The sequence below is a fragment of the Actinomadura sp. KC345 genome, from assembly GCF_004348515.1.
GTDB lineage: Bacteria > Actinomycetota > Actinomycetes > Streptosporangiales > Streptosporangiaceae > Spirillospora.
The window spans coordinates 14,347-29,621 of sequence record NZ_SMKH01000068.1 but is presented as its reverse complement, the minus strand read 5'-3'; the positions used below and the strand labels follow the sequence as shown (position 1 = coordinate 29,621).

15 protein-coding genes are annotated in these 15,275 nt (G+C 73.6%); 4 read left to right on the top strand and 11 right to left on the bottom strand.

Annotation, left to right across the window (positions count from 1 at the left end):
- Nucleotides 1-489 (top strand): AzlC family ABC transporter permease (locus tag E1281_RS14145; RefSeq protein ID WP_207943280.1); only part of this gene is annotated, 489 nt, incomplete at its 5' end.
- Nucleotides 486-797 (top strand): AzlD domain-containing protein, encoded by a 312-nt coding sequence (locus tag E1281_RS14140; RefSeq protein WP_131878177.1) that lies wholly within the window; start codon nucleotides 486-488, stop codon nucleotides 795-797. The genes E1281_RS14145 and E1281_RS14140, both read left to right, overlap by 4 nt.
- 19 nt (nucleotides 798-816) lie before the next feature.
- Here E1281_RS14140 and E1281_RS14135 read toward each other — a convergent pair whose 3' ends face one another.
- The 3 genes from E1281_RS14135 to E1281_RS41870 all read right to left on the bottom strand — a co-directional run bounded on the left by E1281_RS14135 (nucleotide 817) and on the right by E1281_RS41870 (nucleotide 2,854).
- Nucleotides 817-1,749, bottom strand: a complete 933-nt coding sequence (locus E1281_RS14135) for an RluA family pseudouridine synthase (RefSeq protein ID WP_131878175.1) — start codon at nucleotides 1,747-1,749, stop codon at nucleotides 817-819.
- Complete coding sequence (gene lspA / locus E1281_RS14130; RefSeq protein WP_243716937.1) at nucleotides 1,749-2,372, bottom strand: signal peptidase II; 624 nt, start codon at nucleotides 2,370-2,372, stop codon at nucleotides 1,749-1,751. The genes E1281_RS14135 and lspA overlap by 1 nt, the downstream gene beginning before the upstream one ends.
- Nucleotides 2,373-2,440: 68 nt before the next feature.
- Nucleotides 2,441-2,854, bottom strand: a complete 414-nt coding sequence (locus E1281_RS41870) for a TraR/DksA family transcriptional regulator (RefSeq protein WP_243716938.1) — start codon at nucleotides 2,852-2,854, stop codon at nucleotides 2,441-2,443.
- 762 nt (nucleotides 2,855-3,616) lie between these two features.
- On the opposite strand from E1281_RS41870, the gene ileS reads away from it, so the two are divergent.
- A complete protein-coding gene (gene ileS / locus E1281_RS14120; protein WP_207943279.1) occupies nucleotides 3,617-6,790 on the top strand; it encodes an isoleucine--tRNA ligase in 3,174 nt (1,057 codons plus the stop codon).
- Nucleotides 6,791-6,930: 140 nt separating this feature from the next.
- Nucleotides 6,931-7,581 (top strand): DUF1707 domain-containing protein, encoded by a 651-nt coding sequence (locus E1281_RS14115; protein ID WP_131878181.1) that lies wholly within the window; start codon nucleotides 6,931-6,933, stop codon nucleotides 7,579-7,581.
- A 70-nt stretch (nucleotides 7,582-7,651) separates the two neighbouring features.
- Here E1281_RS14115 and E1281_RS14110 read toward each other — a convergent pair whose 3' ends face one another.
- The 8 genes from E1281_RS14110 to E1281_RS14075 all read right to left on the bottom strand — a co-directional run bounded on the left by E1281_RS14110 (nucleotide 7,652) and on the right by E1281_RS14075 (nucleotide 15,219).
- Nucleotides 7,652-8,941 (bottom strand): hypothetical protein, encoded by a 1,290-nt coding sequence (locus E1281_RS14110; protein ID WP_131878169.1) that lies wholly within the window; start codon nucleotides 8,939-8,941, stop codon nucleotides 7,652-7,654.
- A gap of 136 nt (nucleotides 8,942-9,077) precedes the next feature.
- Nucleotides 9,078-9,998 (bottom strand): DivIVA domain-containing protein, encoded by a 921-nt coding sequence (locus E1281_RS14105; protein ID WP_131878167.1) that lies wholly within the window; start codon nucleotides 9,996-9,998, stop codon nucleotides 9,078-9,080.
- Between the two features lie 56 nt (nucleotides 9,999-10,054).
- The gene (locus E1281_RS14100) at nucleotides 10,055-10,351 is read right to left on the bottom strand and encodes a YggT family protein (protein WP_131878165.1); all 297 of its coding nucleotides are present in this window, start codon (nucleotides 10,349-10,351) and stop codon (nucleotides 10,055-10,057) included.
- A gap of 21 nt (nucleotides 10,352-10,372) precedes the next feature.
- On the bottom strand, nucleotides 10,373-10,909 hold the full coding sequence (sepF, locus tag E1281_RS14095; protein ID WP_131878163.1) for a cell division protein SepF: 537 nt from the start codon (nucleotides 10,907-10,909) through the stop codon (nucleotides 10,373-10,375).
- A 105-nt stretch (nucleotides 10,910-11,014) separates the two neighbouring features.
- Entirely contained in the window at nucleotides 11,015-11,716 is a 702-nt protein-coding gene (locus E1281_RS14090) for a YggS family pyridoxal phosphate-dependent enzyme (RefSeq protein ID WP_131878161.1), read from the bottom strand.
- The gene (gene pgeF, locus E1281_RS14085; RefSeq protein WP_243716936.1) at nucleotides 11,713-12,441 is read right to left on the bottom strand and encodes a peptidoglycan editing factor PgeF; all 729 of its coding nucleotides are present in this window, start codon (nucleotides 12,439-12,441) and stop codon (nucleotides 11,713-11,715) included. Before pgeF ends, E1281_RS14090 begins: the two co-directional genes overlap by 4 nt.
- Nucleotides 12,438-13,955, bottom strand: a complete 1,518-nt coding sequence (gene ftsZ / locus E1281_RS14080) for a cell division protein FtsZ (protein ID WP_131878159.1) — start codon at nucleotides 13,953-13,955, stop codon at nucleotides 12,438-12,440. Before ftsZ ends, pgeF begins: the two co-directional genes overlap by 4 nt.
- Nucleotides 13,956-14,439: 484 nt before the next feature.
- Complete coding sequence (locus E1281_RS14075; RefSeq protein ID WP_131878157.1) at nucleotides 14,440-15,219, bottom strand: FtsQ-type POTRA domain-containing protein; 780 nt, start codon at nucleotides 15,217-15,219, stop codon at nucleotides 14,440-14,442.
- Between the last annotated feature and the right edge of the window lie 56 nt (nucleotides 15,220-15,275).

Sequence of the window (15,275 nt, the reverse complement as noted above, 5' to 3'; positions counted from 1 at the left end):
GGCGGCGGGCTGGTCGCCGGATCGCTCGGCGCGGTGCTGCTGGGCGGCCGCAACGCCCTGTACGGCATGCGGCTCGCGGACACGCTGGGCGTGCGGGGCTGGCGCCGGCTGGTCACCGCGCACGTCGTCATCGACGAGACCACCGCCGTCGCGACCGCGCAGCCCGGCCGGGCCGCCGCCCGCACCGGGTTCTACACCACGGCGGTGAGCCTCTACCTGGTCTGGAACCTCACGACGCTGCTGGGCGCCGGCGGCGCGGCACGGCTCGGCGACCCCGAGGCCATCGGCCTGGACGTGCTCGGCCCGGCGGCCTTCCTGGCGCTGCTGTGGCCCCGGCTCTCCGCGGGGCGGCGGGAGGTGCGGGTGGCGCTGACCGCCGCGGTGATCGCGCTCGCGGCGACGCCGCTGCTGCCGCCCGGCGTGCCGGTCATGCTGGCCGCCGTCGCCGCGCTGCCCGCGCTGATCGGGAGAAGGGAGGCGCCGCGATGAGCGTCTGGGTCGCGGTGATCGCCACCGGGATCGGCTGCTACGCGCTCAAGCTCGGCGGGCTCGTGACCCCGCAGCGGGTCCTGGACGATCCCCGGGTGCGCCGGTTCACCGACCTCGTCCCGGTGGCGCTGCTGACCGCGCTGATCGCCGTGCAGGCGTTCGCCGACGGCAGGTCCCTGGAGTTCGACGCCGCCAGGATGGCGGGCCTCGGCGCAGCCGTGGCCGCGCTCATGCTGAAGGCTCCGTTCCTGGTCGTCCTGGCCGTGGCCGCCGCCGTCGCCGCCGGGCTGCGCCTGCTCGGCCTCTGACGGCCCCGCGGGCCGGGGCTCAGGACTCGTCCTGGACGATCTCCAGGGCGCGGGCCAGGTCGTCCGGGTACGGGCTCTCGAACTCCACCCATTCCCCCCTGGTGGGGTGCTCGAAGCCCAGCCGGACGGCGTGCAGCCACTGCCGCTTCAGGCCGAGGCGCTCCGCGAGGGTCGGGTCCGCGCCGTACGCCAGGTCGGCCACGCACGGATGCCGGATCGCGGCCATGTGCACCCGGATCTGGTGGGTGCGGCCCGTCTCCAGGTCGATGTCGAGCAGCGTCGCCGCCCGGAACGCCTCGACGGTGTCGTAGTGCGTCACCGACGGCTTGCCGCCCGCCACGACCGCGAAGCGGCCGTCGCCGGACGGGTGCCGATCGATGGGCGCGTCGACCGTCCCCCGGAACGGGTCGGGATGGCCCTGCACGAGCGCCTGGTAGCGCTTGTCGACGCGGCGTTCCTTGAACGCGCGCTTCAGCCGGGAGTAGGCGACCTCGCTCTTGGCCACGGCCATCGCGCCGGTGGTGTTGGCGTCCAGCCGGTGCACGATCCCCTGCCGCTCGGACGCGCCGCCGGTCGCGATCGTGTGGCCCGCCCCGAGGAGCCCCCCGAGGACCGTCGGGCCCGTCCAGCCGGTGGTCGGGTGCGCCGCGACGCCGATCGGCTTGCTGACCACGACGATGTCGTCGTCCTCGTACAGGACGGACATCCCGGGGACGGGCTCGGCGACCGGGGCGGGCGGCGCGGGCGGCGGCGGAAGCGTCACCTCCAGCCAGGCGCCGGCGTGCAGGCGCTCCGACTTCGTGGCCACCGCGGCGCCGTCCAGCAGGACCTCCCCGGCGGCGATGATGTCGGCGGCGCCGCCCCGCGACAGCCCGAACAGCCGCGCCAGCGCGGCGTCGACCCGCTCTCCCTCCAGCCCGTCCGGGACGTGGAGGCCGCGCACCTCGCCCATCAGGACTTCTCCTCCGGCGCCGGCGCGTCGGCGGGCTCGGGCCGGGCCTCGGCGGCGGGCGCCTCGACCGGCTTCGCGGCGGACTCGTCCGCGGGCTTCCCGGGGGCCTTCTCGGGGGGCTCGTCCGCTTCGGCGTCCTCGGCGTCCTCCTCGTCCTTGCCGGGGAGGCGGGTCCCGTCGATCTGCAGCCCGCGCGCCGCCAGCAGGACGGCGAGGACGCCGCCGCAGACGATCGACGAGTCGGCCAGGTTGAACACCGGGAAGTTCGGCACCTGGATCCAGTCGACGACATGGCCCTTCAGCGGGGCGGGGGCGCGCAGCATCCGGTCGGCGAGGTTGCCGACCGCGCCGCCGAGCAGCAGGCCCAGGCAGACCGCCCAGGGCAGGCTCCGCAGGTTGCGGGCGGTGCGCAGGATCGCGACCACCACGCCGATGGCGATCAGGGTGAAGACGACCGTGTAGCCGGTGCCGATGGAGAACGCGGCACCGCTGTTGCGGGTCTCGCGCAGCGTCAGCAGGCCGCCGAGCAGCTCGATCGGCTCGCGGTCCTGCAGCGTCGCCACCACGACGGTCTTGGTCACGATGTCGGCGGTCAGCGCGGTCAGCGCGACGGCGATCAGCACGCCGACGCGGCGCGGCCGAGGAGATCCCGTGGATTCCCCGGCCCCGCCCTCTGGGTTCTCTTGGTCGATCAGCGACGTTCCTCGCGTTGTTTGCATGTCACACACAGGGTCGCACGCGGGAAGACCTGGAGGCGCGCCTTGCCGATCGGCGTGGCGCAGGACTCGCAGATCCCGTACGTGCCGGCGTCCATCCGCTGGACGGCCCGCTCGATCTGGGCGAGCAGGTCCTGTGAATTGTAGGACAACGCGAGCTCGTGTTCGCGCGCGTAGGTCTTGGCGCCCGCGTCGGCCTGGTCGTCCCCGGCGCCGTCGCTGGTGTCGCCCTCGGCGATCTGGCTCGCGGACGCGGCGATCTCGGTGCGCAGCGTCTCGATCTGCTCCTGCAGCCCGGTGCGGACGTCGGCGAGCTCGCCGGGCGTCCACTGGTCCTCCCCCTCGCGGACCGGGAGCTCCGCGGCCGCCGCGGCCCGCCGCCCGTCCACCGGGCCCTTCCCCGGCGCGCCGGAGGAGACCGCCCGCCCCGCCTTCGCGGAGCCGCGCCCGCCCGCCGGCTTGCCCCGCGCCGGCGCCTTGCCCGGTTTCGCGGGCGCGCTCTTGGCGGGCGTCTTGGACGGGGACGGCCTCGTGCCCCGGGTCTTGCCTCCAGCGGGCGGCTTCTCGGCGGACCGCTTCTCGGCGGGCCGCGTGGTGCCCCTCTTCGCGCCGGCCATGTCGGCCCCCCTCGCGCTGATCGCCTCGACGGGCAGTGCGGGCAGCATAAGTCCCCTTTCTCGGACGCGGTAAACAACCTGGGGTGGGGTTACCGACCGCTTATGCCCCGTGGCCGATCGCCCGGAAACTCCGCGGCACCGCACGAGATCGCAAAGGAACGGCAGGCGGCCGCACCGGCGGGGCGGCCCCGTCAAGGGGAAGAGGAGACCGCCCCGCGTGCGTTAGAGTCGGGACGAGCAGTCGTATGGCAGGCATCGATGGGGACACCTGCCGCCGCACGCAGCCATGAGCGACCCGGGGACGGTGCGAGCCCGGGGGCGAGCCCGGCGGCCAGATCACCCCGGAGCCGCCGGAGGAACCGTCCCGGACTCCGTCCGCGGGCCCAGTAGAACCGGCAGCCGGGACTCGAACGAAGCGGACGGTGCCGTCGCGGCACGGTCAAGGAGGGTGGTACCGCGGGGCCGCTCGGGCGATCCGGGCACGCGCCTCGTCCCTCCGGTCACGTGGTCACGTCGATCCGGAGGTCCGCCATCGTGAGCCGAGGTTTTCGGCCGCTGCCAGCGCAGGTAGATCTGCCCGCCCTGGAGCGGGACATGCTGCGCCGCTGGCAGGAGAGCAAGGTTTTCGAGCGGTCGCTGGAGCGCACCGCGTCCGGTCCCCGCTGGGTGTTCTACGAGGGCCCGCCGACCGCCAACGGCATGCCGGGCGTCCACCACGTCGAGGCCCGGGTGTTCAAGGACGTCTTCCCGCGCTTCAAGACCATGAAGGGCTACCACGTCCCCCGGAAGGCCGGCTGGGACTGCCACGGCCTGCCCGTCGAGGTCGCCGTGGAGAAGGAACTCGGCCTCACCGGCAAGAAGGACATCGAGGAGTACGGCGTCGCGGAGTTCAACGACCGCTGCCGCGAATCGGTCCTGCGCCACGTGGACGCGTTCGAGGAGATGACCGAGCGCATGGGCTACTGGGTCAACACCGACCAGGCCTACCGCACGATGGACCCCGAGTACGTCGAGGCGGTCTGGTGGTCCCTGAAGCAGGTGTTCGACAAGGGCCTGCTGTTCCGCGACTACCGCATCACGCCGTACTGCCCGCGCTGCGGGACGGGCCTCTCCGACCATGAGCTGGGCCAGCCCGGCGCGTACGAGGAGGTGACGAGCCCGTCGGTGTACGTGCGGATGCCCGTGACCTCCGGCCCGCTCGCCGAGATGGGCGCCGCGCTGCTCATCTGGACGACGACGCCGTGGACGCTGGTGTCCAACACCGCCGTCGCCGTCCATCCCGAGGTCGCCTACGTCGCCGCCCGGCCGGCGGACTCCGACGAGGTGCTCGTCGTGGCCGAGCCCCTCGTGGACCAGGTCCTGGGCGAGGACGCGGAGCGGCTCGCCACCTACCAGGGCGCCGAACTGGAGCGCACCGCCTACCGGCGGCCGTTCGAGCTGGTCGAGATCCCGGACGCGCACTATGTCGTCCTGGGCGACTACGTCACCGTCGAGGACGGCACCGGGCTCGTCCACCAGGCTCCCGCGTTCGGAGCCGACGACATGACGGTCTGCAAGAACTACGGGATGCCGATCGTCAATCCGATCGGGCCGGACGGGCGCTTCCTGCAGGAGGTGCCTCTGGTCGGCGGCAAGTTCTTCAAGGACGCCGACGAGCCGCTCACCGACGACCTGCGCGCGCGCGGGCTCCTGTTCCGCGGCGGCCATTTCGAGCACAGCTACCCGCACTGCTGGCGCTGCCACACGCCCCTGCTCTACTACGCGCTCCCCGCCTGGTACATCCGCACCACGCAGATCAAGGACCGGCTGCTGGAGGAGAACGAGAAGACCAACTGGTACCCCGAGACCGTCAAGCACGGCCGGTACGGGGAGTGGCTGCGCAACAATGTCGACTGGTCGCTGTCCCGCAGCCGCTACTGGGGCACGCCCCTCCCCCTGTGGGTGTGCGGTGAGGCCGACGAGCACGTCACATGCGTGGGATCGCTCGCGGAACTCGGCGAGCTGGCCGGTAGCGACATGTCCGCGCTGGACCCGCACCGCCCCTACGTCGACGACGTGACGTTCCCCTGTCCCCACTGCGGGACGGAGGCGCGCCGCGTGCCCGACGTCATCGACGCCTGGTACGACTCGGGGTCGATGCCGTTCGCGCAGTGGGGCGCCCCCCACCAGAACAAGGAGGTCTTCGAGAGCTCCTACCCCGCCCAGTACATCTGCGAGGCGCAGGACCAGACCCGCGGCTGGTTCTACTCCCTCATGGCCGTCGGGACGCTCGTCTTCGACAGGTCGTCCTACGAGAACGTCGTGTGCCTCGGCCTGATCCTCGCCGAGGACGGCCGCAAGATGAGCAAGCACCTCGGCAACGTGCTGCGGCCCATCCCGCTCATGGACCAGCACGGTGCCGACGCGGTGCGCTGGTTCATGGCCGCCAACGGCCTCCCCTGGGCCTCCCGCCGCGTCGGCCACGGCGCCCTGGAGGAGATCGTCCGCAAGGTCCTCCTCACCTACTGGAACACCGCGTCCTTCTTCGTCCTGTACGCCAACGCGGCGGAGGCGCAGGGCCGCGCGTGGACGCCCGGCCGGGCGGCCGAGGCGCCGGCGCCCGCCGACCGCCCGCTCCTCGACCGCTGGGCGCTCGCCGAGCTGCACCGCACCGTCCGCGAGGTCGACGCGGCCCTGGAGGACTTCGACACCGCCCGCGCCGGCCGGCACCTCTCCCAGTTCATCGACGACCTGTCGAACTGGTACGTGCGCCGCTCCCGCCGCCGCTTCTGGGAGGGCCCCGGGACCCCGGACGGCGCGTCGGCGTTCGCGACCCTGTACGAGTGCCTGGAGACCCTCACCCGCCTGATGGCGCCGATGGTCCCCTTCATCACCGACCACGTGTGGGACGTCATCCGCGCCGCCGGCGGTCCCGAGTCCGTGCACCTCGCGGACTGGCCGGCCGCCGACGAGGACCTCGTGGACGAGGAGCTGACCGCGCAGATGGCCCTCGCCCGCCGCCTGGTGGAACTCGGCCGCTCCGCCCGCGCCGCCGGCGGCGTCCGGACGCGCCGCCCCCTCGGGCGGGCGCTGGTGGGCGCCACGGGCTGGTCCGCGCTGCCCGAGCAGCTCCGCGCGCAGATCTCCGAGGAGCTGAACGTCCTCGGCTTCGAGGAGCTCTCCTCGATCGGCGGGGACCTGGTCGAGTACGAGGTGAAGCCCAACTTCCGCGAACTCGGCAAGCGCTACGCCAAGGACACCCCGAAGGTCGCCAAGGCCATCACGTCCGCCGACCCCGCCGCGCTCGTCCAGGCGCTCCGCGAGGGCGGCGCCGAGGTCCAGGCCATGGACGTCGGCATGGTTCCGCTCTCGTCCGGCGACGTGATCGTCACCGAGCGCCCGCGCAGCGGCTGGGCGGTGGAGAGCGCCGCCGGCGAGACCGTCGCGCTCGACCTCACCGTCACCCCGGAGCTGCGCCGCGCCGGCCTGGTCCGCGAGGCGATCCGCCTCGTCCAGGAGGGCCGCAAGGCCGCCGGCCTGGAGGTCACCGACCGCATCGACCTGTGGTGGGAGGCGACCGGCACCGACCTCGCCGAGGCCCTGCGCGCCCACACCGGCGAGATCGCCGCCGAGGTCCTCGCCCACGCCGTCAACGAGGGCCGGCCCGACGATCTGCCGGCGACCCGCGACGAGGAGCTCGGCCTCACCTACTACATCCGCAAGGCGTGACCGTCCCGCCGTGGCCGCCTTCCCAGGCGGCCACGGCGGCGGTGATTGTCGCGACACATCGCGTTTGCAATGATTGGGGGGTGAACGTTCCCGAACAGCCTGCCGCGTCCGAACCCCCCGTGCGCCCGCCGGGCGCGAGCATGCGCGCCTCGGACGCCGACCGTGATCAGGTGGCGGACCGTCTGCGTGAGGCCCTGGCGGAGGGGCGCATCACTCCGGAGGAGCACGCCGAGCGCATCGACCTGGTGTACAACGCCAGGACGTACGCCGAACTGGAGCCGGTGCTCCACGACCTGCCGTCGCCCCGGCCGCGGGTGGACCTGCGCAAGGAGCAGCCGGCGGTCGCGCCTCCTCCCTCGCAGTCACCGAACGTGGTGGCGATCTTCGGCGGGGCGGAGCGTAAGGGACGCTGGCTCGCCGAGGCCACCACGAACGTCGCGTGCGTGTTCGCCGGCGTGGAGCTGGACTTCCGGCAGGCGGTCCTCAGCCGCAACGAGGTGACCGTCAACGTCACCTGCGTGTTCGGCGGTGTGGACATCGTCGTGCCGCCCGGCGTCCGGGTCGTCGGCTCCAACACCGCGGTCTTCGGCGGGAACGACCTGCCGGAGGACGACACGACCGACCCGGACGCGCCCGTCATCCGGATCACCGGCCTGGTCCTGTTCGGCGGCGTCACGGCCAAGCGCCGGGAAGTGAACGACAAGGCCGCGCGCCGGAACCGGCACCGCGACGTCCACCGCCTGCACCACGGGCCCCGCCCCGGACTCCGCGACCGCCGCCGCGACCACTGACCCGCGGTCACCGGCAGTGACCGCCGGGCCGTGACCACAGGGCCACGGCCGCCGCCGGGCCGCGGGGTGGTCAGTCGCGGGCGCGTTCGCGGTCGGGCTGGCAGACGAGGCAGGGGGTGCAGCCGCGGGACTTGGCCTCGGCGCGCGACAGCGACTCCAGGTCGTCGGCCTCGTCGCCGATGTCCTCGATGAGGGCGCAGTCGACGCGGTGGTAGCGCTTGGTGCCGCTGAGGATCCGGACCTGCGGGCCGTCGTCGGCGGGCTCGGCGGCCGGGGACGCGGCGGCGGGTTCCGGCTCGGGCTCGTCGGCCGCCTGCGGTGCGGGGACGTCCTCGTCCTCGGCGTCGCGGGGCTTCGGGGCCGTCGCGTCCGGGGCGGCCTCGGCCTCCGGGGACGCCGGGGACGTCGGGGCGGCATCGCCGGTGGCGTCCGGCGCCGCGGATCCGGCGTCAGCGGCCCGTTCCCCGGCGGAGCGCTCCTCCGGCTCCGGTCCGGCGTTCTCGGCCTTCTCCGCGCGTCCGGCGGGCTCCGCGGGCGCGAAGATGCTCGCGACGGGGAGGTCGGTGAGGGTCGGGCCCGCGGGACGCTCCGGCTCGCGCTCGGCTCCGGTCTCCCCGGCGCGGCCCGGCCGCTCCGGCTCGCCCGCCCGGGGGATCTCCGCGGTCTTGTCGAACGACGTGGCCGCGGCGGCCGGGGAGGGCGCCGGCTTGGCGAGACCCGCCAGGCCGTCCCCGGAGCGCTCCACGCCGGGCTTCGCAGGTACGGGCGCGTCCCCCGCCGCCTTCTTGCCCGCGTCCGGGGACGCGGGGCCCGACGCCGCGGCGCGCGCCGCCAGTGCGGTGTCGGGCATGCAGGCGGTACAGGGGCTGAACCCCTCCTCCTTGGCCTCGGCGTAGGTGAGCTCCTCGGTCTCGCGGCCGGCGAGCTGCCGACACGTGTCGAGGTGGTAGCGCTTGCGGCCGCGGACGACGAACACCAGCGCGTCGTCGGGCACGTCGGCCGGCGGGGCGGGGATCTCCACCTCGTCGTCGGCCGGGTCCGCCGGGGCCTTGGCCTCCGGGGCCCCCTTGGCCTTCGCGGCGGGCGCGGCCTTGCCGCGCTGGTCCTTCCTCGCCTTCGTGGCCTTGCTCTTGCGGGCGGGCGCCGTCGCGACGCTCGGTCCGAAGAGCTCCTTGCGGCGCAGGAACACCCCGAGGGCCAGGCAGAGCGCCGAGACGATGCTGACCGCGATCGAGATGTAGATCACGAACAGCGCGTCGAACTGGCCGAATACCTCGGCGCTGTCCGAGTTGCCGGCGACGATCCCCGCTACCAGCAGGGCCATCGCCACCACGACCAGAACACCGCTCAGGATGATCACAGGGTCTCTCTCCCTCGTTCAGGCCGCTCGGCTCCGGGCCGGGTGGGCCCGGCCGCGTCTCCCGCGCCGCCGGGACGGCTGCGCTGCCGTCCACGGCGCGGCGATCGGGAAGACACTATCGCCCGCGGTGCCCGTGTCAGCGCCGTTCGTGCGGCGGGTTGTCACCGCCGGAGTGGAAGGCCCCGGTTGCCGAGTGCTGCACCTGCTGGGCATGCTCCGCGGGCTGCGAGAACTGCCCGGGGGCCGGGCCGGAACCGCCGGCGGCGCCGTTGCGGTTCTCCCCGTGCGGGATGGCGTTCTGCGGGCCCGTCTGCGGGGCGTTCTGCTGCGACTGGGCGGCGGCCGCGCCCGGGACGGCGGCGAACGCGCCCGTCTCGGTGCTGCCGGCCTCCAGGTCGCGCAGCTGGCCCTCCAGGTAGACCTTCAGGCGGCTGCGGTACTCGCGCTCGAACGCGCGCAGGTTGTCGACCTCGCGCTCGAGCTCCTCGCGCTGCTGCACGAGCGAGCCCATGACCTGCCGGTGCCGCTCCTGGGCGTCGCGGTCGAGGGCCTCGGCGCGCGAGCGGGCCTCGCTGACGATCTGGTCGGCCTGCCGGCGGGCCTTGCCGAGGATCTCCTCGGCCTCGCGGCGGGCGCGGCCGAGCGTCTCGTCCGCCTCGCGGCGGGCGTCGGCGATCGCCTGGTCGGCGGTCTGCTGCGCCAGCGCGAGCACGCGGGCGGCGGTGTCCATGTTGTCCTCGCCGGTGGGCGCGGCGCCCATGCCGAGGCCGCCGAGGGCCGGCTCCGGCTCGGGCTGCGGCTGCGGCTCCGGGCGGGGAGGCTCGGGGATCTTCTGGACGTCCGGCTTCGGCTCCACGATGGGAGCGGCCATGGCGGGAACCTTGCCGCGCAGGCACTCGGCGAGCTTGGCCCGCAGCTCCTCGTTCTCCTGGATGAGGCGGTCCAGCTCGGCCTCGACCTCGTCGAGGAAGGCGTCCACCTCCTCCTCGTCGTACCCCGGCCTCAGCCTGGTGGTACTGAACTGCTTGTTCCGCACATCGGCGGGTGTCAGCGGCATGTTCTCGTCTCCTTGGCGCGCTTGGAGTCTGTCCCGAAGGACGGTATCCGATCGACCTAGCCTCCGCCGAACGCGGAGCCGACGATGATGATCAGGAACCAGACCACAAGGATGAGGACGGTGAAGCTGAGGTCCAGCGCAACGTTACCCAGTCGAATGGGCGGTATGAAGCGCCTCAGGAATTTCAGCGGCGGATCGGTGACGGTGTAGACCGCCTCGGCGATCACCAGGACGACCCCGGTCGGCTTCCACTGCCGGGCGAACGACTGCAGGATCTCCAGGATCAGCCTCCCGATCAGGAACAGGAGGAAGAAGTACAGGACCGCCTGCAGGACGGTGCCAACGATGTTCACGGGTACTCTCGCAAGTGGTTCTCAGCTCTGGTTGAAGAAACCTCGTTCTGCCATCCGGGCCTTGTCCTCCGCCGTCACCTCCACGTTGGCGGGCGACAGCAGGAACACCTTGTTCGTAACACGCTCGATGCTCCCGTGCAGGCCGAACACCAGACCCGCCGCGAAGTCGACCAGACGCTTGGCGTCGCTGTCGACCATCTCGGTCAGGTTCATGATCACCGGTGTGCCCTCCCGGAAGTGCTCCCCGATGGTCCTCGCCTCGTTGTAGGTCCTTGGGTGCAGCGTAGTGATACGAGCGAGGTCGGTGGTACCGGACTCGTAGAGCGCTACGGAGCGCCGCTCGATCGTCGACGTGGAGTGATGGTCGCGTTCCCGATCCGGGGCCTCGTCCGCTCGGGTAAGCTGGCCGCCGGATTCGTCCTCGCGACGTCGGCCCTGGCCGGTGTCGGTCTCCTCGTCGTAGAGATCGTACTCGTCGTAGTCGCCGTACTTGTCGTCGTAGCGGTCGTCCTCCACAAGGCCGAGGTAGACCGCCATCTTGCGCATCGCGCTGGCCATACGCCCCTCCGTGTCCTGTGGCAGCGGCTCCGGGCGCGTCCGGTGCCGCGGTTGGACTGATCCGATGTGGCGCCCCGCGTTCGGGCAGGTACCACTGGGGGGACATTACCTGACGATTGCCCGTCGGCCGCCGAGCAACGCCGTACCGACCCGCAGGTGTGTCGCGCCGCTCGCGATCGCCTGTTCCAGATCGCCGCTCATACCCGCAGAGACGATCGACGCGTCCGGATGGTTCCGGCGGACCTCCGCGGCGACCTCGGCGAGCCGCGTGAAGGCCGGCGCGGGGTCGGCGCCGAGCGGCGCGACGGCCATCACGCCGCCGAGCTCCAGCCCGTCCGCCCCGGCGATCCCGTCGGCGAGCGCGGGCACATCTCGGACGGGTGCGCCGCCGCGCCCCTCCTCCTCGTCGAGCGAGACCTGGACCAGGCAGCGCAGGGTGCGGCCCGCGCGGACGGCGGCGTCCGACAGGGCCGTGACCAGCCTCGATCGGTCGACCGAGTGGACGACGTCGGCGTACCCGGCGACCGCGCGGGCCTTGTTGGTCTGCAGGCTGCCGACGAAATGCCAGGTGAGCGGGAGGTCGGCGCAGTCGGCGGCCTTCGGGCGGGCCTCCTGGTCGCGGTTCTCGCCGACGTCGGTCAGGCCGAGCCCGGCCAGCAGCCGCACGTCGGACGCGGGGAAGGTCTTGGTCACCGCGATCAGCGTGATCTCGGCCTCGTCGCGGTCGGCCGCGGCGCACGCGGCGGCGATGCGGTCGCGCACTCCGGCGATGCCCTCGGCCAGTTCGGCACGGCGCTGTGCGGTCATGCGTCGCCCTTGAGCCAGACGTATCCGGCGAAGCGGCCGGTTCGGCCGTCGCGGCGGTAGGAGAAGAGGCCGGGGTCCTCGATGGTGCAGCGGGGATCGACCCGGACCCCGGTCACGCCGGCGGCGGCGAGCTGCTCGACGATGCCGGCGCGGATGTCGAGGCCGGCGGTGCCCTTGGACGTGGTGGCGTGCGCGGCGGGGACGACGGCGGCGACCTCGTCCCGCATCGCCTCGGGGACCTCGTAGCAGCGGCCGCACGCGGCGGGGCCGACCGCGGCGGTCATCCGGGCGGGGTCGGCGCCCCGTTCGCACATCGATTTCACCAGGGCCGGGACGACCCCGGCGGCGGTCCCGGGGCGGCCGGAGTGGGCGGCGCCGGCGATCCCGGCGGCGGGGTCGGCCAGCAGGACGGGCGCGCAGTCGGCGACCAGGACGGCGAGCGCGAGGCCGGGGACGGTCGTGACGATCGCGTCGACCGGCTCGGAGAGATCGGGGGAGGTGACGAACGCGACGTCGGCGCCGTGCACCTGCCGCATGAAGACGGTGCGTCCGGGGTCGACGCCGAGCAGGGCGGCGGTGCGCCGGCGGTTGTCCAGGACGGCGGCGGCGTCGTCGCCGACCGCGCCGCCCAGGTTGAGGGAGTCGTAGGGGGCGGTGCTCACGCCGCCGGCGCGCCCGGTGAACGCGCCGCCGACGCCGTCGCCCATGGCGACGGGGGTGATCACTTCAGGAAGTCGGGGACGTCGAGGTCGTCGTCCTCGTCGAACACCACGGGGCGGCGGCGCTGCCCGGACGAGGCGGGGCCGCCGTCGTTCTCCCCGGCGTGCACCCGGGTGGAGGACTGCTCGGAGCCCGGACGCGGCGCGGGAGGGCGCGAACCGCCCGGCTCGCCGGCGGACCCGCCTCCGTCGCGGTCGGCGGCCGGGGACGCCGGGCTCTCCGGCCGGGACTGCTCGGCCGGCCCGCCGCGTCCGGCGGGCCGGTCGTCCTGCTCCTGCGCGGCCGGCTGGGGCCGGTCGGACTCGGACGGCTGCGGCGGCGCGGGCGCCGGGGGCTGCGGAGCGGCGGCGGCCTGCGCCACCGGCTGCTGCGGCGGGGCGGACTGGCTCGTGCCCGCGGACTCGGACCGGCCGACCCTGCTCGGAATCGGGTTCGCGGGCGGCGTGGCCGCGGACGCCGTGGGCGCGGCCGCGGGCGGCGCGGACGCCGGAGGCGCGGACGCGGGCGGCGGTACCGGGCGCGGCGGCGGGGGCACCCTCTTGCTCTCGGGTTCCGGGGTCGGCTTGGCGGGACGGCCCTCGTCAAAACCCGCCGCGATCACCGTGACCCGGACCTCGTCGCCGAGCGCGTCGTCGATGACCGCGCCGAAGATGATGTTCGCGTCGGGCGCGGCGGCGTTGGACACCAGCTGCGCCGCCTCGTTGATCTCGAACAGGCCGAGGTCGGAGCCGCCGGAGATGGACAGCAGCACGCCGTGCGCGCCGTCGATGCTGGCCTCCAGCAGCGGGCTGGAGATCGCCATCTCGGCCGCGGCGACACTGCGGTCGTCGCCGCGCGCGGAGCCGATGCCCATGAGCGCCGAGCCGGCGCCGGACATGACGGACTTGACGTCGGCGAAGTCCAGGTTGATCAGGCCGGGCGTGGTGATCAGATCGGTGATGCCCTGCACACCGGACAGCAGCACCTGGTCGGCGGCCTTGAACGCGTCCAGCACGCTGACCTGGCGGTCGGAGATCGACAGCAGCCGGTCGTTGGGGATGACGATGAGGGTGTCGACCTCGTCGCGCAGCGTCTCTATACCGGCCTCGGCCTGCATGGCGCGGCGCTTGCCCTCGAAGCTGAAGGGACGGGTGACGACGCCTATGGTCAGCGCTCCGAGGGAGCGGGCGATGTTGGCCACCACGGGGGCGCCGCCGGTGCCGGTGCCGCCCCCCTCTCCGGCGGTGACGAACACCATGTCGGCGCCCTTGAGGACCTCTTCGATCTCCTCGCGGTGGTCTTCGGCGGCCTTGCGGCCGACATCGGGGTTGGCGCCGGCTCCGAGCCCGCGGGTGAGCTCGCGGCCCACGTCCAGTTTCACGTCGGCGTCACTCATCAGCAGCGCCTGGGCGTCCGTGTTGATCGCGATGAACTCGACGCCCTTGAGTCCCTCTTCGATCATCCGGTTGACGGCATTGACGCCGCCGCCGCCGATTCCGACGACCTTGATGACCGCGAGGTAATTCTGCGGTGCTGCCACGACGAGGGGCCTTTCCGCTCTATCCGACCGCCCTGCACGGTCTGCCGACCGTGCCGCCGCGGTTTTCCTGACCTGTCTGCTGCTTGCGGGCCGGGTCCGGGCCGGTCACGGAGACCGGTCGCCCTGAACCCTCACCCTCAACTTGAGGCTTACAGTTATGTCAACCTGAGGACTGATACGGACAGTAGGGCGGCCTTACGGCCAGGGTCAACTAACCTCCCCCCAACTCCACCGGCGTGTCGCACTGGGCGCGGGTTTGCCCAGGTTGGCGAAGGAGATCTGGGTGTTTCCGGGCCGTGCGCGCCACCGTCCACCAGCTGCCGCCTCCCGCCGTCCGCGTCGGTGCCGCCCGGGTCCGGGCGACCGTCCAAGCGTGCCTCATCGGACGACCGGAATCGCCGCGACACACGCACCGGACCCGAACGGTCCCGCAAACGCCCTTCTTCGCGGAGCGCGCCGGCGTCCGGCGAGCCGCACGGCATGCTCACTTCGTCTTGAGCACCTCGGGGGAGCTGACGTCGGCCGTGGCGACGGCCCGTCCCGCCGCCGTGCGCCACAGCGCCTCCAGCAGCCGGATCTTCTCCTCCGCCCGCTCCGCGCCGCCCCACTCCACCGTCTGCCCGCTCGCCATGAGGAGGGTGACCGCCTCCGGACCGGTCGCCGTGACCTCGCGGACCTGCCTCTTCAGGCGTTCCGGCAGGTCGGACAGGACGGTGAGCGCCGCGAGCGTCGCCTTGTCCGACGGCCCGGGAGAGGCGGCGGCCAGCGTCGGGAGGCCGGCCGGCCTGGACTCGCCGTCGGCCACGACGACGCCGTGCCGGTCGATGCTGTGGTAGCGGCCGTCGCGCTCGAAGACCGCGGCCGGGACCCGTTCGCGGACCACGATGCGGACGGTGCCCGGCCAGTGCCGCTCGATCTCGGCCGACTCCACCTCCCGGAGCTCCTCGACCCGGGCCCGGATGCCGCCGGTCGCCAGCCGCGCCATCGGCTTGCCGAGGCTGATCCCGGCGGCGGCGACCACGCGGTCGCGCGGCGCCAGGTCCGTGCCGGTCACCTCCACGTGCCGGACCACGAGGAGCCGCGAGCCGAGCAGGACCCAGGTCACGGCGGCGAGCGCACCCAGCACCAGCAGGGTGACGAAGACCACCTTCCACCGTCCGGGGCGGCCGCGCTCCTCGCCGGGGGCCTCGTCCGGCGCCTGCTCCTCGTCCGGTCCCGGCACGCCGTCCCGCACGGCTCGCCGGCCCGTCCGCGCCTCGTTCATGACCCAAGCTTGGCAGTGCCGGCCCCGTCCGCCGCCGACCGCGCGGGCGGCGGCGT

What these genes read in the sequence shown, in the direction of transcription:
- E1281_RS14140 (WP_131878177.1), top strand. Translation starts at nt 486, where the DNA reads ATGAGCGTCTGGGTCGCGGTGATCGCCACCGGGATCGGCTGCTACGCG.
- E1281_RS14135 (WP_131878175.1), bottom strand. Translation starts at nt 1,749, where the DNA reads ATGGGCGAGGTGCGCGGCCTCCACGTCCCGGACGGGCTGGAGGGAGAG.
- E1281_RS14115 (WP_131878181.1), top strand. Translation starts at nt 6,931, where the DNA reads ATGCGCGCCTCGGACGCCGACCGTGATCAGGTGGCGGACCGTCTGCGT.
- E1281_RS14105 (WP_131878167.1), bottom strand. Translation starts at nt 9,998, where the DNA reads ATGCCGCTGACACCCGCCGATGTGCGGAACAAGCAGTTCAGTACCACC.
- sepF (WP_131878163.1), bottom strand. Translation starts at nt 10,909, where the DNA reads ATGGCCAGCGCGATGCGCAAGATGGCGGTCTACCTCGGCCTTGTGGAG.
- E1281_RS14090 (WP_131878161.1), bottom strand. Translation starts at nt 11,716, where the DNA reads ATGACCGCACAGCGCCGTGCCGAACTGGCCGAGGGCATCGCCGGAGTG.
- E1281_RS14075 (WP_131878157.1), bottom strand. Translation starts at nt 15,219, where the DNA reads ATGAACGAGGCGCGGACGGGCCGGCGAGCCGTGCGGGACGGCGTGCCG.